23 protein-coding genes are annotated in these 23939 nt (G+C 43.2%); 11 read left to right on the forward strand and 12 right to left on the reverse strand.

What is annotated here, in order from left to right:
• The first annotated feature begins 4 nt into the window (after positions 1-4).
• Both ftsZ and lpxC read left to right on the forward strand, forming a co-directional pair.
• Positions 5-1159, forward strand: a complete 1155-nt coding sequence (gene ftsZ, locus AC13DA_RS04545) for a cell division protein FtsZ (protein WP_007145999.1) — start codon at positions 5-7, stop codon at positions 1157-1159.
• Between the two features lie 73 nt (positions 1160-1232).
• Positions 1233-2150 carry a UDP-3-O-acyl-N-acetylglucosamine deacetylase gene (gene lpxC / locus AC13DA_RS04550; RefSeq protein WP_273182677.1) on the forward strand — a complete coding sequence of 306 codons (918 nt, stop codon included), beginning with the start codon at positions 1233-1235 and terminating at the stop codon, positions 2148-2150.
• Here the strand turns inward: lpxC and AC13DA_RS04555 are convergent.
• Entirely contained in the window at positions 2147-2548 is a 402-nt protein-coding gene (locus AC13DA_RS04555) for a DciA family protein (RefSeq protein WP_284452359.1), read from the reverse strand. The genes lpxC and AC13DA_RS04555 overlap by 4 nt on opposite strands.
• Before the next feature lie 156 nt (positions 2549-2704).
• Between AC13DA_RS04555 and AC13DA_RS04560 the strand changes: the two genes are divergently transcribed.
• The 5 genes from AC13DA_RS04560 to AC13DA_RS04580 all read left to right on the forward strand — a co-directional run bounded on the left by AC13DA_RS04560 (position 2705) and on the right by AC13DA_RS04580 (position 9852).
• Positions 2705-3538, forward strand: coding sequence for a M23 family metallopeptidase (locus AC13DA_RS04560; RefSeq protein ID WP_007145996.1), 834 nt, complete (start codon positions 2705-2707; stop codon positions 3536-3538).
• 150 nt (positions 3539-3688) lie between these two features.
• A complete protein-coding gene (gene secA / locus AC13DA_RS04565; RefSeq protein WP_284452358.1) occupies positions 3689-6409 on the forward strand; it encodes a preprotein translocase subunit SecA in 2721 nt (906 codons plus the stop codon).
• Positions 6409-7635, forward strand: a complete 1227-nt coding sequence (gene argJ / locus AC13DA_RS04570) for a bifunctional glutamate N-acetyltransferase/amino-acid acetyltransferase ArgJ (RefSeq protein ID WP_284452357.1) — start codon at positions 6409-6411, stop codon at positions 7633-7635. The genes secA and argJ overlap by 1 nt, the downstream gene beginning before the upstream one ends.
• 13 nt (positions 7636-7648) lie before the next feature.
• Positions 7649-8701, forward strand: a complete 1053-nt coding sequence (locus AC13DA_RS04575; RefSeq protein ID WP_284452356.1) for a DUF3549 family protein — start codon at positions 7649-7651, stop codon at positions 8699-8701.
• 125 nt (positions 8702-8826) lie between these two features.
• Positions 8827-9852, forward strand: a complete 1026-nt coding sequence (locus tag AC13DA_RS04580) for a glycosyltransferase family 9 protein (protein WP_284452355.1) — start codon at positions 8827-8829, stop codon at positions 9850-9852.
• 6 nt (positions 9853-9858) lie between these two features.
• On the opposite strand, the gene AC13DA_RS04585 is transcribed toward AC13DA_RS04580, so the two are convergent.
• The 6 genes from AC13DA_RS04585 to AC13DA_RS04610 all read right to left on the reverse strand — a co-directional run bounded on the left by AC13DA_RS04585 (position 9859) and on the right by AC13DA_RS04610 (position 15571).
• Entirely contained in the window at positions 9859-10488 is a 630-nt protein-coding gene (locus AC13DA_RS04585; protein ID WP_007145991.1) for a MarC family protein, read from the reverse strand.
• 2 nt (positions 10489-10490) lie between these two features.
• Positions 10491-11045, reverse strand: coding sequence for a pyridoxamine 5'-phosphate oxidase family protein (locus AC13DA_RS04590; protein WP_007145990.1), 555 nt, complete (start codon positions 11043-11045; stop codon positions 10491-10493).
• Positions 11046-11051: 6 nt separating this feature from the next.
• Positions 11052-11594 (reverse strand): peptide deformylase, encoded by a 543-nt coding sequence (gene def / locus AC13DA_RS04595; protein ID WP_284452354.1) that lies wholly within the window; start codon positions 11592-11594, stop codon positions 11052-11054.
• A complete protein-coding gene (locus AC13DA_RS04600) occupies positions 11591-12229 on the reverse strand; it encodes a 2OG-Fe(II) oxygenase (RefSeq protein WP_284452353.1) in 639 nt (212 codons plus the stop codon). Before AC13DA_RS04600 ends, def begins: the two co-directional genes overlap by 4 nt.
• Positions 12230-12384: 155 nt before the next feature.
• The gene (locus tag AC13DA_RS04605; RefSeq protein ID WP_348638105.1) at positions 12385-13614 is read right to left on the reverse strand and encodes a nucleoside recognition domain-containing protein; all 1230 of its coding nucleotides are present in this window, start codon (positions 13612-13614) and stop codon (positions 12385-12387) included.
• A gap of 109 nt (positions 13615-13723) precedes the next feature.
• Positions 13724-15571 (reverse strand): DEAD/DEAH box helicase, encoded by a 1848-nt coding sequence (locus AC13DA_RS04610; RefSeq protein WP_284452351.1) that lies wholly within the window; start codon positions 15569-15571, stop codon positions 13724-13726.
• Between the two features lie 192 nt (positions 15572-15763).
• Here AC13DA_RS04610 and AC13DA_RS04615 point away from each other — a divergent pair, with 192 nt between their 5' ends.
• Together AC13DA_RS04615 and AC13DA_RS04620 are read left to right on the forward strand one after the other, a co-directional pair.
• A complete protein-coding gene (locus AC13DA_RS04615) occupies positions 15764-15973 on the forward strand; it encodes a dodecin (RefSeq protein ID WP_007145985.1) in 210 nt (69 codons plus the stop codon).
• A 23-nt stretch (positions 15974-15996) separates the two neighbouring features.
• Entirely contained in the window at positions 15997-17421 is a 1425-nt protein-coding gene (locus tag AC13DA_RS04620) for a dihydrolipoyl dehydrogenase (RefSeq protein WP_284452350.1), read from the forward strand.
• 52 nt (positions 17422-17473) lie between these two features.
• On the opposite strand, the gene AC13DA_RS04625 is transcribed toward AC13DA_RS04620, so the two are convergent.
• From AC13DA_RS04625 to msrB, 3 genes are all read right to left on the reverse strand, one after another.
• Entirely contained in the window at positions 17474-19075 is a 1602-nt protein-coding gene (locus tag AC13DA_RS04625; protein ID WP_284452349.1) for an ABC-F family ATPase, read from the reverse strand.
• A gap of 65 nt (positions 19076-19140) precedes the next feature.
• Positions 19141-19401 carry a GIY-YIG nuclease family protein gene (locus tag AC13DA_RS04630; protein WP_284452348.1) on the reverse strand — a complete coding sequence of 87 codons (261 nt, stop codon included), beginning with the start codon at positions 19399-19401 and terminating at the stop codon, positions 19141-19143.
• Complete coding sequence (gene msrB / locus AC13DA_RS04635) at positions 19385-19783, reverse strand: peptide-methionine (R)-S-oxide reductase MsrB (protein WP_284452347.1); 399 nt, start codon at positions 19781-19783, stop codon at positions 19385-19387. Before msrB ends, AC13DA_RS04630 begins: the two co-directional genes overlap by 17 nt.
• A gap of 524 nt (positions 19784-20307) precedes the next feature.
• On the opposite strand from msrB, the gene AC13DA_RS04640 reads away from it, so the two are divergent.
• Entirely contained in the window at positions 20308-20796 is a 489-nt protein-coding gene (locus tag AC13DA_RS04640) for a hypothetical protein (RefSeq protein ID WP_284452346.1), read from the forward strand.
• A gap of 289 nt (positions 20797-21085) precedes the next feature.
• Here AC13DA_RS04640 and AC13DA_RS04645 read toward each other — a convergent pair whose 3' ends face one another.
• Positions 21086-22543: a sensor histidine kinase gene (locus AC13DA_RS04645; protein WP_284452345.1), complete on the reverse strand. Its 1458-nt coding sequence runs from the start codon at positions 22541-22543 to the stop codon at positions 21086-21088.
• Between the two features lie 3 nt (positions 22544-22546).
• A complete protein-coding gene (locus tag AC13DA_RS04650) occupies positions 22547-23233 on the reverse strand; it encodes a response regulator transcription factor (RefSeq protein WP_007145977.1) in 687 nt (228 codons plus the stop codon).
• Positions 23234-23428: 195 nt separating this feature from the next.
• Here AC13DA_RS04650 and AC13DA_RS04655 point away from each other — a divergent pair, with 195 nt between their 5' ends.
• Positions 23429-23893 (forward strand): Spy/CpxP family protein refolding chaperone, encoded by a 465-nt coding sequence (locus tag AC13DA_RS04655; protein WP_284452344.1) that lies wholly within the window; start codon positions 23429-23431, stop codon positions 23891-23893.
• Positions 23894-23939: the final 46 nt, after the last annotated feature.

Genomic DNA, 23939 nt, shown 5'->3' on the forward strand with positions numbered 1-23939 from the left:
AGTTATGACTTTTGAATTAATTGATACATACAGTGAGAATGCCATCATTAAAGTGATTGGTGTTGGTGGTGGTGGCGGTAATGCGCTTGAGCACATGGTCATCAACCAAATTGAAGGGGTGGATTTCATCAGTGCTAATACGGATGCACAAGCATTACGTAAAAGTTCTGCCACTACCCAGTTACAACTTGGTGGTGATATCACCAAAGGCCTGGGTGCAGGTGCTAATCCTGATGTAGGCCGTCAGGCAGCATTGGAAGACAGAGAACGCATCATGGAAGTGATTGATGGTGCTGACATGGTGTTCATCACTGCAGGCATGGGTGGTGGTACAGGAACAGGTGCTGCACCAGTGGTGGCACAAGTAGCTAAAGAAATGGGGATTTTAACTGTGGCAGTTGTCACAAAACCTTTCCCATTTGAAGGTGCTAAGCGTATGAAAATTGCGCAGGCGGGTATTGAAGAGTTAGGGCAACATGTTGATTCACTTATCACTATTCCTAACGAAAAATTATTAAAAGTATTAGGTAAGGATATGACCTTGCTGAATGCATTTAAATCAGCAAATGATGTCTTATTAGGTGCAGTACAAGGTATTGCTGAGTTAATTACTCGCGAAGGTATGATTAACGTCGACTTTGCTGACGTGAGAACTGTGATGTCAGAAATGGGTATGGCGATGATGGGAACAGGTCATGCTAAAGGTGAACATCGCGCGCGTGAAGCAGCGAAACTCGCAGTTTCAAGCCCATTATTGGAAGATGTGGATTTAGCGGGTGCTCGTGGTGTGTTAGTTAATATTACTGCTGGTCTGGATATGAGTATTGGTGAATTCGAAGAAGTGGGTAACACCATTAAAGAATTTGCTTCAGATGACGCCACAGTAGTAGTAGGAACGGTCATTGATCCGGATATGACGGATGAATTGAGAGTCACCGTTGTCGCGACTGGTTTAGGAGCTCCTAGAGCCGTCGTTGCAAAAGCGCCTGAAGAAGCTGCGCCACAAATTGAAATTGTGAAAAAGCCTGTTGAAATTGATTATGATGAACCAACAGTGATTCGCAATGGTAAAGATAGCCAGCAGAAACAAGTGGCCAATGGTGATGTCAATATGGATTATTTGGATATTCCGGCTTTCCTGCGTCGCCAGGCTGATTAATTTAGTGTAGCTGCTAATATTGTGCTTATGATATTATGCTTTGATCTGTAACTGTTTAAGGGGGTAATACACCGTGATAAAGCAACGAACATTGAAGAATGTGATTCGTGCGACCGGTGTCGGTTTGCATAGTGGTGAGATGGTTTATCTGACCCTGCGTCCTGCTGCCCCTAATACAGGCATCATTTTTCGTAGAGTTGATCTCGACCCTGTAGTTGAGATTCAGGCGAAAGCTGAGAATGTCGGTGAAACAGCCTTATCAACCACGCTGATTGAACATGGTCAGCGCGTTTCGACAGTAGAGCATTTATTATCTGCGTTTGCCGGATTAGGTATCGATAATGCTTATATTGATCTGAATGCGGCTGAAGTACCTATTATGGACGGCAGTGCTGGTCCATTTGTTTTCTTGGTACAGTCAGCAGGTATCGAAGAGCAGAATGTTGCTAAGCAGTTTATTCGAATCAAAAAACCAGTGATGATGGAAGATGGTGATAAATGGGCGAAGTTTGAGCCATTTGATGGTTTCAAAGTGTCTTTCACTATTGATTTTGAGCATCCAGCTTTTACCGGACGTCCCCAACAAGTCGATGTTGATTTCTCCTCCACATCGTTTGTCCGTGAAGTAAGCCGTGCTCGTACCTTTGGTTTTATGAAAGATATCGAAAAGTTACGCGAAAATAATCTGGCGTTAGGTGGCAGTATGGACAATGCCATTGTGGTTGATGATTACCGTGTCTTAAATGAAGATGGTTTACGCTACGAAGACGAATTTGTTCGTCATAAAGTCTTGGATGCCATCGGTGATTTATATTTACTTGGACATAGTCTGATTGGTGCCTTTAAAGGCCATAAATCAGGCCATGAAGTGAATAATAAATTGTTACGGAAATTATTAGCTCAAGAAGATGCTTGGGAATTAGTAAGCTTTGAAGACGATAAAGATGCCCCCATTCTTTTCAGTCGACCTGCAGCTTCTATCTCAGGTTAATCCTTTTTCTGGGCTTGACGTTTAGCTAATTTATTCAAGGCGGCCTTTAACGGGCCGTCTTGCATTTCAGCGGCTGTACTTTTGAGAAGGTCTGCTGTTTTTGCAGAAACACGAAGTGTATTCGGAAGTGTTTTCTGTTTCAGTGGTTCAGACTGTGGTCGAACTTTTACTTCAAGTTTTTTGATTGGTTTAGGTAAATGCGCTGATAAAGTACTGCAAATAAAGGCAGCTTGAAAGCGCAATAGACTGGCATAATTGGCTTTGTCGGTGAGGATGACAATTTTGTCTTCCGTGATGTTTGCCAATGTGCAATGATTACTAAATTTTAAAGGCAGGCTTTTTTGCAAAATGGTGTTAAGCTTGTTCAGTTTTTGGGCGCGAATTGATAACCATTTCATCTGGTTATCGTTTTGATAGAGTTGGTTTATGCGCTCAGGTTTTTTTGACATATTTTAAGTGACTGAAAAAGGATAACAATGCAGGTTATCATTATATCCTCAAACAGCAAGACCCATAAGCATTGGCATTTGACGCGCTCGACGTTGTTGATACTCATGCTGATGTTAACGTGTTTGATCAGTGTGAGCAGTTATAGCCTCGCTAAATGGCTTTATACCGATCGCGTTATTGAAAATCCTCTTCCTGTACCTCCTCTCACTTCAACTCCAAAGCCAACCGATACGAATCAGACTCTGGCTAGCAATAATCAAGAAGAAAATCTGCAAGAATTTTATGCAAAGCAATTAGGTGGCTTGCAGGCGGAAACGATTCGTTTGAAGATGTTCAGCGAACGCTTAGCGCAAATTGCCGGATTCGATACAGAAGACTTTTCGTTAGATGAACATCCTGGGCAGGGCGGCATTGAGCATGATGGTTCACCACTGGGTAGTGAAGCATTAGATCGTGGGATACAACAGCTTTCCAGTCAATTACGTGGTCAGAGCGACACACTAAACGCGCTTGAGGAATACCTGATAACAAAGGAAAACATTGCAGCGGGTATCCCTGAAGGTAAACCCGTCAAGAATGGCTGGGTATCATCATTCTATGGTAATCGTATTGATCCCTTTAATGGTAAAAAAACCTTTCATGAAGGAATTGATATCGCAGCAAAAGAAAATAGTCCGGTTATGGCTGTTGCTGATGGTATTGTGAGTTGGGTAGGTGATCGTGGAGGTTACGGCGGTTTAGTTGAAATCGATCATGGCAATGGTTATGTCACACGATACGCGCACAATAAAACGATCAAAGTAAGCAAGGGTGAGCGTGTAACCAAAGGTGAGATAGTAGCACTGATGGGCTCTACAGGCCGATCAACCGGGCCACATGTTCACTATGAAGTATTGCGAGACGGTCAACATATCAATCCTTATAGTTTTATCAAGTAAATTCTTTTTAGCTCTTGTTTTATCCGTGGGAAGTCTCCACATGAAACAGTGTGATCTACAAACGCTGACTTTGTCCGCGTTATAATCACAAATTTATTACTTTTTATCGGTGTCGTTCACGCCGAGGTCAACACAGTGTAAGGCGAAAAAATGGTTAGCAAGTTTTTCAGTAAAATTTTTGGTAGTCGTAACGAGCGCGTATTAAAAAAAATGCGTAAGTTCATAGATGAGATTGCCAAGTTTGAGACCGAAATAGAGCAACTTGATGACCCGGCACTACAGGCTAAAACGCAAGAATTCAAACAGCGCCTTGCCGATGGACAGACTACGGATGATTTATTGACCGAAGCGTTTGCCGTGGTACGTGAAGCCAGTAAACGTGTGCTTGGCATGCGTCATTTCGATGTGCAAATGATCGGCGGTATGGTGCTGAATGATGGCAAAGTCGCTGAGATGAAAACCGGTGAAGGTAAAACCCTGGTGGCGACACTCGCCGTCTATTTGAATGCACTTGAAGGTAAAGGTGTTCATGTCATCACGGTTAATGATTATCTGGCAAAACGTGATGCTACCCAAATGGGCAAACTGTATGGCTTTCTCGGACTGACAACTGGCGTAATTGTTGGCGGTCTGTCTAATGATGACCGACGCGAAGCCTATGCCTGTGATATTACATACGGCACCAATAATGAATTTGGCTTTGATTATCTTCGAGACAATATGGCGTTTCGTCTTGAAGAGAAGGTTCAACGAGAATTACATTTTGCTGTTATCGATGAAGTTGACTCGATCCTAATCGATGAAGCAAGAACACCGCTCATTATCTCTGGTCCCGCGGAAGACAGCTCCGAGTTATATCAGAAAATTAATACACTCATTCCAAGCCTGAGCAAACAAGAAGGTGAGGGTGATGATGTCACTGTGCCTGGTGATTTCACCCTGGATGAGAAAAATAAGCAGGTTCATTTTACTGAATCGGGTCATGAAAAAATTGAATCCATGCTGACCGATATCGGTTTGTTATCAGCTGATGCCAGTTTGTACGACGCGGCAAATATCGGCCTGATGCATCACGTAACAGCCGCACTGCGTGCACATGTGCTGTTCCAACGAGATGTCGATTATATTGTGCAAGATAATCAAATTGTGATTGTTGACGAGTTCACTGGTAGAAGTATGCCGGGCCGTCGGTGGTCTGAAGGTCTGCATCAAGCTGTTGAAGCTAAGGAAAATGTGAAGATTCAAAATGAGAATCAAACATTAGCGTCAATTACATTCCAGAATTACTTCCGTTTGTATAACAAATTGTCAGGTATGACCGGTACGGCTGATACCGAAGCTTATGAGCTTCAGTCCATTTATGGTTTGGAAGTAGTGGTTATTCCGACACATAAAGAAATGCTGCGTAAGGATGAAGCGGACCGTATTTACTTAACGGCGAAAGAAAAGTACGACGCTATTCTGGAAGATGTGAAAGACTGCGTGAAACGTGGCCAACCTGTGTTAGTGGGTACCGCTTCGATTGAAAGTTCAGAATACCTTCATAGTTTACTTAAAAAAGCCAAAATTCCACATGAAGTGCTCAATGCGAAGTTCCACGAAAAAGAAGCGCATATCATTGCCAATGCGGGTATGCCTTCAGCGGTGACTATTGCAACAAATATGGCCGGTCGTGGTACTGATATCGTACTGGGTGGCAGCCTGGAAGCAGAATTAGAGGCGTTACCAGAAGACACCAGTGAAGAACAAAAACAAAAAATCCGCCAGGAGTGGATGAATCGTCATGAAGCTGTGTTGGCTGCAGGTGGCTTGCATATCATCGGTACGGAGCGTCATGAGTCTCGTCGTATTGATAATCAGTTGCGTGGTCGTTCTGGCCGTCAGGGTGATCCTGGTTCAACGCGTTTTTACTTATCGCTTGAAGATAATTTAATGCGTATTTTTGCGTCAGAGCGTATGGCTGGTTTGATGCAGAAATTAGGCATGGAAGAGGGTGAAGCTATTGAGCATCCTTGGGTATCCCGTGCCATTGAAAATGCGCAGCGTAAAGTTGAAGGTCATAACTTTGATATTCGTAAACAGTTACTTGAGTTTGATGATGTCGCCAATGACCAGCGTAAAGTCGTTTATGAACAACGTAATGAATTGATGGCGGCTGATGATGTGTCAGAAACCATCACATCAATGCGCAGTAGTGTAATTAATGATGTTATCAGTTTGTATATTCCGCCTAACAGCATTGATGAACAGTGGGATACCGCTGGTCTTGAGGATGCGTTACGCGAAGAGTTTGCTTTAGATGCGCCGGTTAGAACGTGGTTAGAACAAGATGATTCTCTGCATGAAGAATCATTACGTGAACGTATCGTAGAAGAAGCTGAAAAAGCCTATAAACAGAAAGAACAGGCGGTTGGTGAAGAATTGATGCGTCATTTTGAAAAAGCCATCATGTTGCAAACACTGGATTCGCAATGGAAAGATCATCTGGCACAGATGGATTATTTACGTACCGGTATCAACTTACGTGGTTACGCACAAAAAGATCCTAAGCAAGAATATAAACGTGAATCGTTCAGTCTGTTTAAAACCATGCTGGATAATATTAAACATGAAGTAATCAAGTTGATTTCTCGTGTTCAGGTTCGCGCTGAAGAAGATGTGGAAGCTGTTGAAGAACAACGCCGACAAACGGCTGAAATGGAATATCAACATGAGCAGGCTCAGCAATTAGCCAGCAGTGAAGACAATCAACAAGAAGATTTAGCGGCACATCAGCCTTACACACGTGAAGGTAATAAAGTGGGACGTAATGATCCTTGTCCTTGTGGCAGTGGTAAGAAGTTTAAACAGTGTCACGGAGCGATTAGTTAATGGCAGTGAATTTGTCAGCACCTACTGCAGAAGCATTATTACCTGTTAAAGGTATCCGGCTTGCCACAGCAAGTGCAGGAATAAAAAAGCCAGGTCGACAAGATGTTGTTTTGATTGAACTGGCCGACGGTACACAAACAGCAGCTGTCTATACAAAAAATGCGTTTTGTGCCGCCCCTGTTATTGTGGCTAAACAACATCAAAGCAATGAAGCGTCACGCTATTTACTGATCAATTCTGGTAATGCTAATGCCGGTACCGGGGATGCAGGCCTTTTAGCCGCAAAATCCTGTTGTCAGGCTGTCGCCGATGTGGCTGATGTGAGTGAGGCCAGCGTTTTACCTTTCTCTACAGGCGTTATTGGTCAGCCGCTACCTGTTGATAAAATCAGTGCAGTATTACCGGAAGCCTATAGTCGTTTATCTGAAGATAATTGGCTGGCTGCCGCCCAAGGCATTATGACCACTGATACCATTGCTAAAGCAAAATCTGTTCAGTTAAAGCTTGATGGCAAAACCATCACGATTACAGGCATATCAAAAGGATCCGGCATGATCCGGCCTGATATGGCCACCATGCTGGCCTATATTGCGACTGATGCCAATATTGACCCTGCAGTATTAAAGACAATGCTTAATAATGCCATGGGACAGTCATTCAATCGCATTACGGTAGATGGTGATACATCAACCAATGATGCTTGTGTATTAATGGCAACCTGCCAAGCTGGCAATGCAGAAATTAAACAAATCAGCACCGCTGAAGGTGAAACTTTGCAGGAAGCGATTACTGATGTGTGTCGTTATCTGGCTCAAGCGATTGTGCGTGACGGTGAAGGTGCCACCAAGTTTATTACCATCAATGTTGAACAAGGCCAAAGTCAGGAAGAGTGTCGTCAAGTGGCTTATACCATTGCCCATTCGCCATTAGTAAAAACCGCATTGTTTGCGTCTGATCCAAACTGGGGACGAATCCTGGCGGCCGTTGGTCGAAGTGGTCTAATAGATTTTGATTTATCAGGCGTGTCTATTTTTATTGGTGATGTCTGTATTGTTGAATCTGGTCAACCTGAGAATAGTTACACTGAAGAAAAAGGCCAGGCTGTGATGGCTGAGTCAGAAATTACTATCACGGTGAAATTGAACCGAGGTGATGCCTATGATCAAGTCTGGACCTGTGACTTTTCTTACGACTACGTAAAAATTAACGCAGAGTATCGCACCTGAATTAGAGCAAACAATGAGCGAAAATACTATTACCACCCTGAGTGAGTTTCTGGAGCAGAGTGGCGCCCATTATCGCGTCTTTGATATGGGCCGTAGAGTCACCAAACTGAGTGCTAAGAAATTTACGCGCTTTGAAGCGGCTGAAGTACCTTATCCGTATCCATTCCAACGTACCGCTCTATTTGGCATTATCTTTTGGCATCCACAATTCACAGACAGACACTATGTCTGGTTTCTCAAGTTTCCTCTCGATGAACAGGGGCTATTAATTCAGGCCGCTCGCGACGAGTTTCTGGTAATGGTGCTGGATAGGGTAGGTGAGTATTTACTCGCTGCTGCTGATGGCAAGTATATTGAAGGCGCATTAAAAGATAGTCCTTATAGCTTCAATCCACGCGAAGATCGGATGGCGGCTTTTAATGCACAGGCAACCAAAAGTCTCAGCTTAAGACCTTCATCATTTTACGAGGCAGCATACGACTACTTTACTGGTCAGAAACCGTTTGATAGTTGGCAAGTTCTTGGCATGCAGGGCGTTGCCGATATTGCGGTGAGAACTGATGATAAAACGCTGACAAAAGCGTTAATTCAAACCTTACCCCAGCTTCCACCTCAACCCTTTCATATGCTGACTTCATTTATGGAAAATGCTGAACCAGCGAATAATATGGTTGAGGCTTTGCAGTGGCGGCTTAAAAATGAGTTAGAGCAAAATCAGCCTGATATAACTGAGGTTTGTGCTTGTCTGAGGGCTGTCTCTAATACCTCTGCTCAGGGCATGGTTGAGAGTATGGTCAAGCAGACGCTTATGTCTGATATCAGTCGTCATATTGAAGTGTTAGCCGTGATTGCCGGTCGTTGCTGGAAAGTACTTGAGTCTTCGGAACTGTGTCAGCTATTTGTTGAAAAACTCGCTGTTAATGGAGCTGGTTATGAAGGCTTTAGCCATATACTGGCAGATTTAATGTTTATGCCTGGTATGCGTGAATTAGTGATGACAGCATTACGCAACCCAAACCGTTCAGCCGAGTTGACCCAGCAAGTGGGTACAATGTTTGGCTCTTGAGTTCTAGCATAAGATTTCTTCTGACTCACTGACGTTTCACTACTATGTACTATCAAGTACAACTTATTACACCCTATGCTCAAAGGATTGTTAGTATTAGGTTTCTTAAATGACAGAATACTAGTATGAAAATCTTATTATTAAGGATGATGGGCTTAGGTGATGTGGCTTCCATATTATTACCTGCAGCCAAGATAATGCGACAACGCTACCCTGATGCCGAGCTGGACGTGATGACATTTAATGTTGGCGCTGAACTCATGGGCTTGATGCCCGAAATTGATAAAGTGCATATGGTGACGTCAGAACAGTGGCCGTCTGAAATGCAGGAAGCCTTACCTCGCTTTATTGATTTGGCCGAATATCTTGCTTACGAAGAATACGATCAGATTATTAATCTTGATACTTGGTTTATGCCTTGTGTGCTGGCTAGATGTCTTAAAGATATGGGGTTGCCCGTCGCGGGTAACTACCTGCAAATGTCGATGCAAGAGCTATTTTCATCATTGTTAACCTTTGAAATTCAACAATCATATGTTCAACAGCCATGGCAATACATAGAAAGTACCTTTCCTAATATGGCCCAGTGGTTTGAGCGTTGGTGGGATAAGCCTGAATATGCTGAAATGGCCTATCCACAGTTTTACTTAAATCAGTGTTGTCAGTTCCCTGAAACTATCGATATTTCTTTGGATAACTTTGATAAAACTGTGACTTTTCCATGCGGTGAGCGGCAAAGAGTTATTGCTTTATCGACTTCTGGACGTATTGCCAGTAAACAATACCCCTATAAGGACGAATTGAAGCGTTTACTGGAAGCTGAAGGTTATTATGTGTGGAGCGAGTTTAATGGTGAAGTGAGCATGGATGTCACGCTCGGGCGTTTGGCGAAAACGGACTTATTAATTACCGTAGCAACAGCGACACAGTGGTTAGCCAGGCTGGTTGATTGTCCATCTTATATGATCACTGGCCCTTTGCCTCCATCCATTCTCGGAGCAGAAGTCTCAGCAGAGAAACATATTGATTGTCAGTATTGCGCACAAAGTGAGTGTCATTTGGATACGCCATTTGCCTGTATGGATATCAAACCAGATCTTATTGTGCAGCAGGTGAAAAACTTCTTTAATGACAAAGATAAAGTGCAATAAATTTTTTTACCCTGCCAAGGCAGGGAACAGGCCCTTTAAACCATTTGCAATAAACTCGACCGCAATAGCAGCCAGAATAAGCCCCATAATACGTGTAGCGATATTGATACCATTTGTAGACATACGGCGGGCTATCCATGGCACCAGCAATAATAAAATCCACAACAACAATCCCAGCAGGATGATATCCAGAGCGATAATACTGTAATGGGCAACGCCATGACCTTTATAAGCATTAATGATGACAGTACTGATTGCTCCCGGACCGGCAAGGAGAGGCATGGCAAGAGGAACAACAGCAATGGACTCACCTGACTGCTGGGCCAGTTCATGATTTTGTTTCAGGCCTTTACTGGTGTTATGAAGCATGCCAATACCCATCAGTAACAGCATAATGCCACCACCTACACGGAACGAGTTAATACTGATGCCAAAAAACTCTAAAATCCACTGCCCTAAAAAGGCAGTGACTAAAAGAATGGTTGTGGCAGCGATAATCACAGTCCGTGCTATTTTTGCACGCTCAGCACTGCTGTAATCAGCCGTCAGACTGATGTAAATGGGAATAATCCCTAGTGGATTAACAATGGCGATTAAGGACACCAGAAATTTTGTATATTCAGTATAGTCGAGCATGATTAGCTTAGATTCTTATCTTCAATATGTGTGGTAATACCATCAATTGTTTTGCTATTTTTTTCTCGCCAATAGTCTTCAATCCCTGTAGTCCCTTTTTTTTCAGCCCAATTATTGAGCTGCTCACGTTCACCGTTATAGTCGAAAAAAGGAACTGCCATGCCACAAGAGGTTTGGACTAAATCAATGTTCAGATCAAATATTTGTCGGGCACCTGGTAGTGGGTCAAACAAATGGAATAATTCATGCCATTCGGCATCATTTTGATGAATCACGCTGGCAGTACCATACAGACGCAAAATCATGGGTTTACCGCTAAAGGCACAGAACATAATGGTCATTCGGGGATGTTGCTGAATATGGCCTGCTGTTTCATTACCGCTGCCGGTTACATTGAGCCAAATGACTCTGTTCGGGGTCAGAACGCGAAGTGAGTCCATACCTTTTGGTGAAATATTCACACGACTATGTTCCGTCGCTGTGCCAACAAAAAAGAGATGTTGTTGCTGAATAAATTCGATTAAGCGATCAGATAACGCATCAAATTTCTGTCCCATATTCGTTTATAAGCCTTTTCGGTTTTCGACGATTTGTTTTTGCCATTCGTGTTCCATCATCACCTCATAAGTCGATTCCACCCGATCTAGAAAAACATGACCTTGCAGATGATCAAACTCATGCTGAAAAACACGTGCAAGGAAACCATCATAGCGAGTTTCAACCCATTCAGCCTGGCGGGTTTGATAACGAACGTGAATCTGAGTATGACGAGGCACTAATCCACGGATGCCGGGTAGGCTAAGGCAACCTTCCCAGTCTTTTTCTTGTGTATTTGAGGTGGAAATGATTTCTGGGTTAATGACAAAAAAAGCAGGCACATCCGGCGCATGAGGATAACGGGCATTGGGATGGGATGACATGATAAAAAAACGCTGCGAAATCCCTACTTGTGGTGCGGCGATACCCATGCCACCTTTTTCCATCACAAAATCCATCAACATATCCAGTTGCGACTGGAAGGCTGAATTCATAATGTCTTCAACTTTTTCAGTAGGTTGACGTAGTATCGGATGGCCTAACTGAAAAATGTCGAAAAGTTTTGTCATATTAAAGGTGCTTGTAACGGATCATGTAATCGGAACCAACCTGCAATACTGTAACGATCTCGATAGCTTTTGACTACTTCATGTGGAAATTGCTCACTGAGGAAAATCACAAAACAGCCAAAGTTTGGGTTTACGCTTTCAATGACGGTATCTGAATCTGCTGCATAAATGAATAACTGCCCACCATCATCTTCTTGCCATTCAGGATTGAGATAGAGCACGGTAGTTAATACCCGGTTAGATTCACCTTTGAAAGCATCGACATGTTTTTTATAAAAAGCTCCCGGTGCGTAATGCGCATAATGGGCTTCGTAATCAAACAAGCCCATAAACAAGCGACGGTTTATAGCCAGACGAAACTCAGCCATCTGATCGAGGTAAGCTTTATCAATACTGTTGTCCAGCGTTAACCAGCGGGTTTCATCACGACGAACAGTGTTATTCAACTGAAAGTCTTGTTCACGGCCAATACCTGCACGTTTGAAATCATCATCATCCAGATTCATCACACGTTGTTGTAATGCATTATTCAAATTAGCATGAAGAAGTTGAGGCAGGACGCAATAGCCTTTGTCAGCTATGGCATCAGCAATATAATCATAGGTAGCTTCTGTGGGATGAATTAACGGCTTCAAGCATGCAATCTCCAAACGGACAAATTAAGACCAGACCGATTACTTTAGATGGAGAGCTTGGGAGTCGGATGACCCACTGGTTCCATTGAGGTAAGGGGTTGAACAGGCAGCAAAATTTAGCAAATTTTTGCTGTTTAGGTATGATTTTTTTCTGCTTAGCCGAAAAACCAATAGGCCACAGTGATAGCGGCTAAAATGCCAGCAAAATCTGCGGCAAGTCCACAGCCAATCGCGTGGCGAATATGCTTGATACCGACCGAACCAAAATACACGGCTAACACGTAAAAAGTCGTTTCGGTGCTGCCTTGAACAATGGAAGACAGTCGTCCAGCAAACGAGTCGGCACCATAGGTTTGCATGGTATCGACCATCATGGCTCTGGCACCACTGCCACTGAAGGGTTTCATTAATGCTGTGGGCAGTGCTTCTATAAAACGATCATCCATTCCCAGACTAAGCACTAGATGGCGTAATCCTTCTGCCAGCATATCCATTGCACCACTGGCCCGGAAAACACCAATGGCTACCAGCATAGCAACGAGATAGGGAATGATGGTGACTGCTGTTTCAAAACCTTCTTTCGCCCCTTCAATAAAGGCATCATAGGCATTTACTTTTTTTATCCATGCTGCAGTGATAAAGACAATCACCAAAGAAAATAAAATTACATTACTGATCAAGGAGGATTGGTTCACCATGTCCTGTTGTGGCAAGTTCGAAAAATATAGCAATAAAGCAAAAACGACGGCTGTGAACCCGCCTAGATAGGCCAGAACAACCCGATCCAACAGATTAATCTTCTGCACCCAGGCCACACTCAGTAATCCAACCAGGGTTGAAATATAGGTTGCGATCAGAATTGGAATAAACACATCGGTTGGGTTGGCGGCACCCATTTGTGCCCGGTAGGTAAATATGGTCACAGGAAATAAGGTGACGGCAGAGGTATTAATCACCAGAAACAGTATCTGCGCATTACTGGCGGTATCTTTGAACGGATTTAGTTTCTGCAATTCTTTCATGGCTTTGATGCCCAGCGGTGTCGCGGCATTATCCAGACCAAGTGCATTAGCAGAGATATTCATTATCATGGCGCCAATGGCAGGATGGTTTTTGGGGACATCAGGCATCAGGCGTTGGAATAATGGCGTTAGGGCATAGGTCAGTAATTGTATAAAGCCGCTGCGTTCGCCGATTTTCATAATACCCAGCCATAGAGCTAGCACGCCGGTAAGCCCTAGAGCTATTTCAAAGGCAGTTTTAGCCAGCTCAAACATGGCTTGCATCAGTTGGGTAAATATTAACTGGTCGCCCAGCACCAGTAATTTAATCAGTGCGACAATAAAGGCGATAAGGAAAAAAGCCATCCAGATGATATTCAGCATAGCGCTATTGTGGCATGAGTGAATTGTTTGCGGAAGTGAGTGAGTTAATGCCATAAAAAAAGCCCGCGCATGTCAGACATCCGCGGGCTTTTAATACGTGTTTTTTAGCTTAGTCGCGATTCGCTTTTCTTTGCTTTTTTGCCGCTATGGCTGGACGTTTTTTTGTTTTGCTAGAAGCAGGTAGTCCAACACGACGAGGTTTTCTCTCTGATCTAACTACAGCAGTGTCAGCATCTCCATCAGGAAGACTAATTTCAAGCTGTTTATTGTTGACCCAGACTTTTCTTAAATGCTGAAAAATATCTTTTGGCATACCATCAGGTAAATCAACCAGACTGTGATCCTGATTAATCGTAATACGGCCAATCATGCGACTATCCATACCGGCTTCATTGGCGATAGCGCCAACGATATGTTTAGGTTCAACATTCTGTTCTGTACCGACTTCGATTCGGTATGTTTTCATACCTTCTTCAGCCTGATGAGAAGCCTGACGACGAGGGCTACGTTCTGCTCTTGGTGGTCTTTCTGAACGCATACCACGTTCACCACGATTCGCTCTTTCAGGACGATCGCCACGTTCAGCGCGCTCAGCTCGTTCTCTGGGTTGTTTACGCTCTGAATGTACAACAGGAGGATTTAATGGACGTGCTTTTTGCACCTGAAAGGCTAATGCGGCGGCCATTTCAATCGGATCTGCATTATGTTCTTCTTGATACTGACGAATCAGATTTTCAAAAAAGGCGAGATCTTGAGATTCGATGGTTTCTGTCAGGTCTTGTTTAAAGGCCATAACACGACGGTCAGCAATATCTTCGCTACTAGGCAGTTGCATCCGAGTAATCGTCTGTTTAGTGGCTTTTTCAATCGCACCCAACATACGTTTTTCACGTGGAGAGACGAATAAAATCGCTTCACCTTTACGGCCTGCACGACCCGTTCTACCAATGCGGTGAACGTAAGATTCGGTGTCATAAGGAATATCGTAATTAACGACGTGGCTCATACGTTCGATATCCAGACCGCGCGCAGCCACATCGGTGGCAACCAAGATATCAATCTTGCCTGCTTTCATTCTTTCGATGGTTTTTTCACGTAAAGCCTGATTCATATCACCATTTAATGGTGAGCTGGCATAACCGCGAGCTTCAAGCTTTTCAGACAGATCAACGGTCGCATTTTTGGTACGAACAAAGATGATCATGCCATCGAAGTTTTCGACTTCCAAGATACGGGTAAGCGCATCCAGTTTGTGTAAACCGGTGACTTGCCAGTAACGTTGTGTAATCGTGTCAACTGTCGATGTTTTTGACTGGATGTGGACATCCACAGGATCTTTTAAATAACGCTGAGCTACCCGATGGATCGGTTTTGGCATTGTTGCTGAGAACAGCGCAACCTGACGATTTTCAGGCGTTTCTTTCAGTATGGTTTCAACATCATCAATAAAACCCATGCGCAGCATTTCATCAGCTTCGTCCAGCACGAGTGCTTTCAGATCTTCGAGTGGTAATTTGCCACGACGGATCAAATCAAGAATACGACCAGGGGTGCCGACGATGACCTGTGGGCTACGTTGTAACTGGCGTAATTGAATCCCCATGCTTTGACCACCGTAAACGGGTAAAACATGGAAATTTTTCATATGGCGGCCATAGCCTTGCATCGCTTCTGCGACTTGAATAGCTAATTCACGTGTTGGGGTGAGTACCAGAATTTGAGGTGTCTTTTGACGGTCATTCAAACGACTTAATAGCGGCAGAGAAAACGCGGCAGTTTTACCTGTACCGGTTTGGGCCTGGCCCAGTAAATCACGACCTTCTAATAAAGGCGTAATACTTTGTGCTTGAATGGGTGACGGTGTTTCGTAACCGGCTTCTTTGATTGCTTTGACAATAGCGGGAGCGATACCCAACTCACTAAATGAGGGGATCGAGTCAAGTTGTTCTGTGGACATGCAAAAACCTGTGAATGTCAGTTTTGAACGCAAAACTGAGGAGCGGGATGATAAACCGCATATTATACAATCCTGAACAAGCAAAAGATAGAAAAATCATTTGTTTAATGTGATATGGCGCATTTCTGGTAATGTCAGGTTTTAGGTTTTATGATGGCTTAGAACGTTATCTATCACACAAAGGAGTGAGACATGAGTGAACACACATACAAACTGATTGAGTTAACCGGTAGTTCCAGTGAAAGTTCAGATCAGGCTATTCAAAATGCTATCAAAAAAGCCGGCGAAACCGTCAAGCATATGCACTGGTTTGAAGTGATTGAAACACGTGGCTATATTGAAAACGATGGTGTGAAATACTGGCAGGTCACGATCAAAGTCGGATTTAGAATCGAAGATTAAGCATCGCTCCAAAAAGGATAATCATGACAAAAGCAACCCAGACCGATGTCATTATCATTGGGGCAGGTACGGCCGGCTTAGCAGCCCTTAAACAAGTACAGAAAGAGACTGAGAATTTTTTGTTAATAAATGAAGGCGAGTACGGCACAACCTGTGCTCGAGTCGGCTGTATGCCTTCCAAGCTGCTTATCGAAGCGGCAAATGCGTATCATCATCGTCATACCTTCGCAGAGTTCGGTATTCAACATGCCGACCAACTGACGATTGATATCGCTGCTGTATTCGAGCGGGTTCGTCATCTGCGAGATTATTATGTATCAAGCACATTATCATCCGTTCGTGATATTGAAGATAAGGTCATTACTGGACGCGCCTGTCTTAAGGGGCCTAATACCATCAGTGTTAATGATCAGTTAATCACCGCAAAAAAAATAATCATCGCTACGGGTTCCAGACCCATAGTGCCGGCTGACTGGGAACAGATAGGCGACAAAAAAATACTGACAACAAATACCTTGTTTGAACAAAAAAACCTAAAACCCAGAATGGCGGTGATAGGCCTTGGGGCAATCGGTATTGAAATGGCGCAGGCTTTGTCACGATTAGGCATCAAAGTGACTGCCTTTGGCGCAGAATCTTTATTGGCAGGGCTGACAGATAAAAAAGTCAGTGATGCGCTAAAACAAGCTTTGGCAGAAGAGTTTGATATTTTCACTGAGGCCAAGGCCGATCTTATTGAGACGGAAACTGGTGTGAAAGTGGTCAGTGAGCATAATGAAGTTGAGGTGGATCAGGTTTTGGTCGCTGTAGGTCGTCGCCCTAACCTTGATGGGATGGGATTGAACACATTGGATGTGAGTCTTGATGACAAAGGCATGCCAGAAATTAACCCAAATTCAACGCAAGTTGAGGGAACGGCTGTATTTATTGCCGGTGATGCCAGTGCGAATAAAATGCTGTTGCATGAAGTTGCTGATGAGGGCCGGATAGCGGGTCATAATGTTGTGAGCGACGGCATCAATGCCTATTGCCGACGAACTCCCTTAAGTGTGGTGTTCAGTGAGCCGGGAAGTGCGATGGTTGGTTTATCTTACGCAGAGCTGGATGAGCAGAATATTGTGATTGGTGAAGTGGATTATGCTGATCAGGGACGGGCACGGGCGGCACAACGTAATAAGGGCTTGATGCGCATTTATCTGGATAAAGAGTCTGGCAAGCTTCTTGGTGCTGAAATGGCCTGTCCTGCCGCTGAACATATGGCACATACCCTGGCTTTAGCACTCAGTCAGGAACTGACGGCAACTCAGGTGCTGGCGATGCCGATTTATCATCCGGTGCTGGAAGAGGGAATGCGGACGGCCTTGCGTCACGCGAATAAACAATTACAAGCTTCACATGGCTTTGATTTATCTCGTTGTGATGCTTTTCAGGCAGAAGCCTTGGATTAAAGTTAAGTTCAACTGAGGCAATAATGCCTCAGCTGAACTGAATATGAACTAACTAGTTGGTCACGCCCAGGCTTTTTAGGTATTCATCATAGCTGCCGCGGAAATCGGTGATGCCATCCGCTTCCATATCAAACACACGTGTCGCTAATGAAGAGACAAATTCACGATCATGGCTGACAAAAATCAGTGTGCCTTCAAATTGTTCCAATGCCATATTTAACGATTCAATCGATTCCATATCCATATGGTTGGTCGGTTCGTCCATGACCAGGATATTAGGGCGTTGCAGAATCAATTTGCCGAATAACATACGGCCTTTTTCACCACCGGATAAGACGTTGGCTTTTTTATCAATGCTGTGACCAGAAAACAGTAAACGACCTAACGTGCCTCTGATGACTTGTTCATCATCTTCTGGACCTGCCCATTGAGACATCCATTCAAACAGTGTCAAATCATCTTTAAACAGGTGATCATGATCTTGTGCGTAATAACCAATATTGGCATTTTCAGACCATTTTACTTCACCAGCTTTAGGCGGAAGCTCACCTACCAGGGTTTTGACTAAACTGGTTTTACCAATACCGTTAGGTCCGATGACCGCAATTTTTTCACCGACTTCTGTCATGAAACTAAAGTCTTTAAATAATGAGGTTTCATCCGATTCATAGAACTGGGTGATTTTGCTGACTTCTAAGGCATTACGGAATAATTTCTTTTCCTGATCAAAACGAATAAAGGGATTGACCCGGCTCGAAGGTTTGATATCTTCCAGCTGGATTTTTTCCATTTGTTTCTGGCGAGACGTCGCTTGTTTGGCTTTGGATGCATTCGCTGAGAAACGGGCGACAAAGCCTTGCAGCTCTTTAATCTGAGCTTTTTTCTTGGCGTTATCAGCCATCAGACGTTCGCGGGCTTGTGTTGATGCCAGCATATATTCATCATAATTACCGGGGTAGATGCGTAGTTCGCCATAATCCATATCGGCCATATGTGTACAAATACTGTTCAGAAAATGGCGGTCATGCGAAATAATAATCATGGTGCTGTTACGCTGATTAAGCGTATCTTCCAACCAACGGATAGTATTGATGTCCAAGTGGTTAGTCGGCTCATCCAACAGCATGATGTCTGGGTCAGCAAACAGCACCTGAGCCAATAAAATACGTAACTTCCAACCTGGTGCGACTTCACTCATCGGGCCGTAGTGTTGTTCGACAGGAATGCCTACACCTAATAATAGTTCGCCCGCACGGGACTCAGCGGTGTAGCCATCCATCTCAGCATATTGGCCTTCCAGTTCAGCTACCTTGAGGCCGTCTTCTTCGCTCATTTCTGGCAGGTTATAGATACGGTCACGTTCAATATGGACTTCATACAGTTCAGGCTGACCCATAATCACCACATCGATGACGCGTTCATTTTCGTAGGCAAACTGATCCTGCTTTAATACAGCAAAGGACTCATTCACATCACGCATAACATTGCCTGATGTTGGCTCCAGCTGTTTAGCAAGAATTTTCATAAAGGTGGATTTACCACAACCATTAGCGCCAATAAGACCATAACGGTTGCCGTCGCCAAATTTGACGGACACATTTTCAAATAGGGGTTTGGCACCAAATTGCATGGTGATATTTGCGGTACTAAGCAAGGGAATATCCTGTTATTAAAGTGCGACGAGAATGACGCTGAAAAAAAGCGCCATTATACAGATTGTTAGCGTGTAGCGATAAGTGCTAATTTTGCCTGACGGCTGAGTTTTTTTATGGCGGCTTCACGTTTAGAGGCAGTACTTCGGTCAGGATGAGTTTCCTGATAGACAATTTTTTTTGCCTGGCTGGTATGAAAGAATCTGGCGCCGCCTTTGCCTTGCTGATGTTGCTGAAAGCGGCGGGACATATCTGTAGTGATACCGGTATAAAGGTGACCGTTATCTGCTTCGATAATATAAACCGTCCAGTTAGTTGTTGTCGTCAAAATCGAGAGCAACCGAATTAATACAATAACGCAGCCCTGTCGGAGCTGGTCCATCATCGAAGATATGACCTAAATGTGCGTCACAGGACTGACAGCGTACTTCTGTACGATCCATGCCATGACTGTGATCAGCCAGATGATTCACTACTCCGTGGGATATTTGCGCTGAAAAACTCGGCCAGCCACAACCTGAATCAAATTTATTGTCGGATGAAAATAAAGGCTGCTTACAACAGATACATCGGTATACACCTTCATCATCATGATCAACATAGTCACCCGAGAAAGCGGGCTCGGTTCCAGATTGACGAGTCACATAAAACTGCTCTTCACTGAGTTCTTGCCGCCACTCAGCATCCGATTTTACAAGTTTGTTGGGCATTTTATTTTTGAAGTTGTACCTACGAAGCTGACTATTGTAGGCAAAACATGTTGAAAAATCAGCCTAACTGAATTTTTTGAAGAAGGAGAGTGTGAAATCGGGGAAAAAAAGTTGCCAGCCGAAAGACTGGCAACAAACTCGGTTTTCAGATTTAAGAGAGAGGGAGCAGGTCAGTCTTTGTGAATACAAATTCCTATCAACTCCATCGATTACAAATGATAATGATTATTATTTAAATTATCAAGTAGTTTGTTGGATTAATTTTTCTATGTGGTTTTATTTTAATAAATTCATATTGTTACTAGAAAAATCAGGAAGGTTTGTTTGAGTGATTAATGCCTTCATCAAGAAATTTTGCGTTATGTGACTGACTTTGCCGGCTAAAGTTATGCTCTTTACAAGTTTTTACATAGGTTTACTTTTTTCTATCTATTATCAATAGGTTAAACGAAATATAGTGTTCACTAAATTGGTGGCATAGCTGGGAGACTATCGCCATTATTAATTTGGATAAGGGTGGAGTTATGACAATAAATGCTATATCCAATAATCTGCAGTCTCAGTACTCAAGACGGTCGAATCTCACAGAAAAAGCCAATGCTATTTATGCAAAGCTAAATGAAGACGAACAAAATTTTCTCGATAAAGACACCGTAGAAAAAGCGCTCCAGGATATTTCTGTTATTGAGTTAAGTAATCAAGAACGATTTTCATTGGATAGTTCTACTCCAGAATCTATAGACAGCCAAAAACAAACATCAACGAGTCAATACGAGCTAGCTGCTGAACTAGCTATACGTTTGCAGGGAAGTGAAAACCAGATCGGAAAACAGCAACGACCTCTGAATTTGAGTATAGATGACAGTGGTGTCTTAGTGCGAACGGCGATGAAAGATGACTCAGCTGATAAGGACAAAAATACGAATTCGTCGTCGAACAATAGAACTGAAGGTTATCGGCAAGCATTTAATTCTATAGACAATAATCAGCCACACATCAAGATTATTGCATAGTGACAATTTTCATCCTATTCCCCTGACAAAGATTCAATTGTGTTTGTCAGGGGGTTTTTATTCTTTCTGTACATTTTTATTCTATGGGAATGACTGCTATTAATCTTTTATTTATATCTGGGCACTAAGATGAAGCCTTTCTAAGTCATTATCCCAGTGACACAAAGTGAGGTGAAGGAATAATATGCCAAGCTGAATGACATGAGCTCTTTTGAGCGTGAACCAACATTATCTGTTTCCGCTTAATTTATTAACCTATGGTAATCACTCCGATCTTGTGTCGGAGTGATTATTTTTTATAGGGTAGATTGACTTCGACACGAAGTCCGCCATTTTCTCTGTTAGACGCTTTTATTTCACCGCCATGTGTATCAATGGCACGATACGCAATAGCTAATCCTAACCCAATGCTATCGTTTCGCTCAGTTAGGTGGCCACGGAAGAATGGTTTAAATATGGATTCTAAATCCGCTTCAGCAACGCCTGGGCCATTATCTTCAATCACTATAGAAAGGCGGTGTTTTTCACTATCTGTCGATACTGTCAGTTTAACTTCGGAATTCAACGGGGAGAACTTGATGGCATTTCGCAGAATGTTTTCAATAGCACGATGAATTAATTCACTTCGCACTGTGATAAAGATATCTTCAATGGCTGAGTAATGAATCTTGATTTCTTTACTACTTGCTTCAAAGCGAGCATCACTGATGATTTCGTCAAGAAGATCATTCAAGCAAATTTCGGTTTGTACATTGTCTGTGACCCCTGTTTCTAAACGAGATAAGACGAGTAGCTCGCCGACCAGATCACTCATCCGTTGTGATTCACGTTCAATACGATTCAGTATTTCATGGGTTTTTTCTGGTTGTTGCTCGGCGATACCTATTGCCGCTTGCATGCGAGCTAATGGGGAGCGAAGTTCATGGGATACGTCATGCAGCAGGCGTTGTTGTGCTGACATCAGATGCCCAATTTTTCCGGCCATATCATCAAAATTTTTGCCCAATTCCACCAATTCATCGCGTCGCCGTCCCATTTTTTTGCCAATACGAGTCTGCAATTGGCCGTCGGCAAGTTTTGCAAATGACTGGCGCAATAAGCCAATGGGTTTGGTGAAGTACCAGGCTAATAAAGCACTAAAAAAGATAGCGGCAATTAACCCTGAGCCAATCAATAATATTAAAGGATAGGGGACGGCCTCATTGGGTGGTGGAGGCAGATGCATGGCTTCAAATGGTGGTGAAGGAAAAGGTTCATTTAGCATAGGCGCTGGTCCAAATTCACGCCGCTCATGAGGAGGACCAATAAATAATGTTTCGGAAATCCCTCTCTTCATCGGTGAGAAAAGGAGTAATGAATGGCCTTCATTATCGGTGACATAACGGATCGCTAATGGAAACTCTCCTTGCAGAAATAAGGCTTTCGCATAAGCAACAACTTTGGGATCGATTGAGCGACCAAGGATTTCATTACCATTATCATTGATGGCATACACTTTAGGAAACGGGGCCTGTTGGGCTTTTTCCAGAAATGTGATCAGCGCAGCCTCGCCGCCATAACTAAAGATATCTGCTGCAACGGACACAAAAGCGTGCGCATGGACATCAATTTCAGGATCGGTTTTATTTGCCTGATCTTGAATAGATTTATGATGTAACCAGACGACAGTGCCAACGCTGATACCAGCAACTAAAAGCGCTAGCCAGAATACGATAAAGAATTTCCAGAATAATTTACTCATTCTCATCAGTTAGTCTCGAATGAACTGATAACCCTTACCACGAATGGTTTGGATATACGATTGTCCATCCTGCTGATTTCCCAGTTTTTGACGAATACTACTCATATGTACATCAATACTGCGGTCAAATCTGACTAAAGGCCGACCTAATGCGCGCTGAGAGAGTTCGTCTTTGCTGACAACATGGCCTGCTTTACGGACTAAAGTTTCGAGTAAATTAAATTCAGTACTGGTAAGGTCAAGCGGTTTATCAAACCATAAAACCTGGCGTTTTTGAGCGCTTAATTGCAAGGGACCTATCTGAATATCCTGAGTCTGCATATCGACCATCAGAGCATCCATTCGACGCAGAATGGCGCGAATTCGGGCAACGAGTTCTCTTGGAGTACAGGGTTTTGGCACATAGTCATCAGCGCCAGATTCTAATCCAATAATTCGATCAATATCATCGCCCTTGGCTGTAAACATCAGTACCGGTATTAAACTTTTTTGACGAATTTGTAACAGTATTTCTGTCCCGGTAATGTCCGGTAACATCATATCCAGAATGATTAAATCGTAATCACCAGTTAATGCCATTTCTAAACCTGCTTTGCCTGTCAAGCTGGCACTGACCTGAAATTGCTCTTGTTGTAAATATTCCTGGAATAGTTCAACCAGTTCAGCATCATCATCAATGATGAGTACATTAGCCACATTAAGCTCCTTATTCTATTGATATTGCCATGATAGTGCTTACTTGTTGTCTGCTCCAGAGTTAAACGACTATCTTTACTCGTTTTTACCTTTGGCTAACCCTCATTAACATCCAGATGCCGGATACTGCGTCATAAGTTTCGAGCCTAAATAGGCCTAAAGAATGAAGACCTGGTTTGTATATGGAGGTAGCTAATGAATAAGCTAATGTTTTTGATAATGTTATTACCAATAGTGGCTATCGCCAATCCGATGATGGATAGGGATGTTTCACCACCACATAGTGATAATAAAATGCCACCACCGGCTATGCATATGTTACCTAAACCTGACGATGTAGGCTTTTTCTTACATGACCTCAATTTAACGACGGCGCAGAATGCCAAAATACTGATCTTATTAGAAAAAGAACGTGACTTGATGGAGGAAGATCGGGATGAAGCGCGTAAAGTCAGACGCGATATCGAGGAAATGACACTCTCGGATGATTTTGATAAGGAAAAGCTGGAAAAGTTAATTGATAAGTCCCTGATGCTTCATAAGCGTTATGCACTCAAAAAAGCCGAATTTTCCCATGAGCTTTATGCGGTTCTGGATCAGCAGCAAAGACAGGCTTTAAAACTTAAGATGTTGAGTTTTAATACGCCATTCCCCGGTTAATTAAAGAATATGCACGGCTCTCCCCGACCAATCCTCTCTCCCATCC

It is taken from the genome of Methylophaga sp. F-2, from assembly GCF_056859315.1.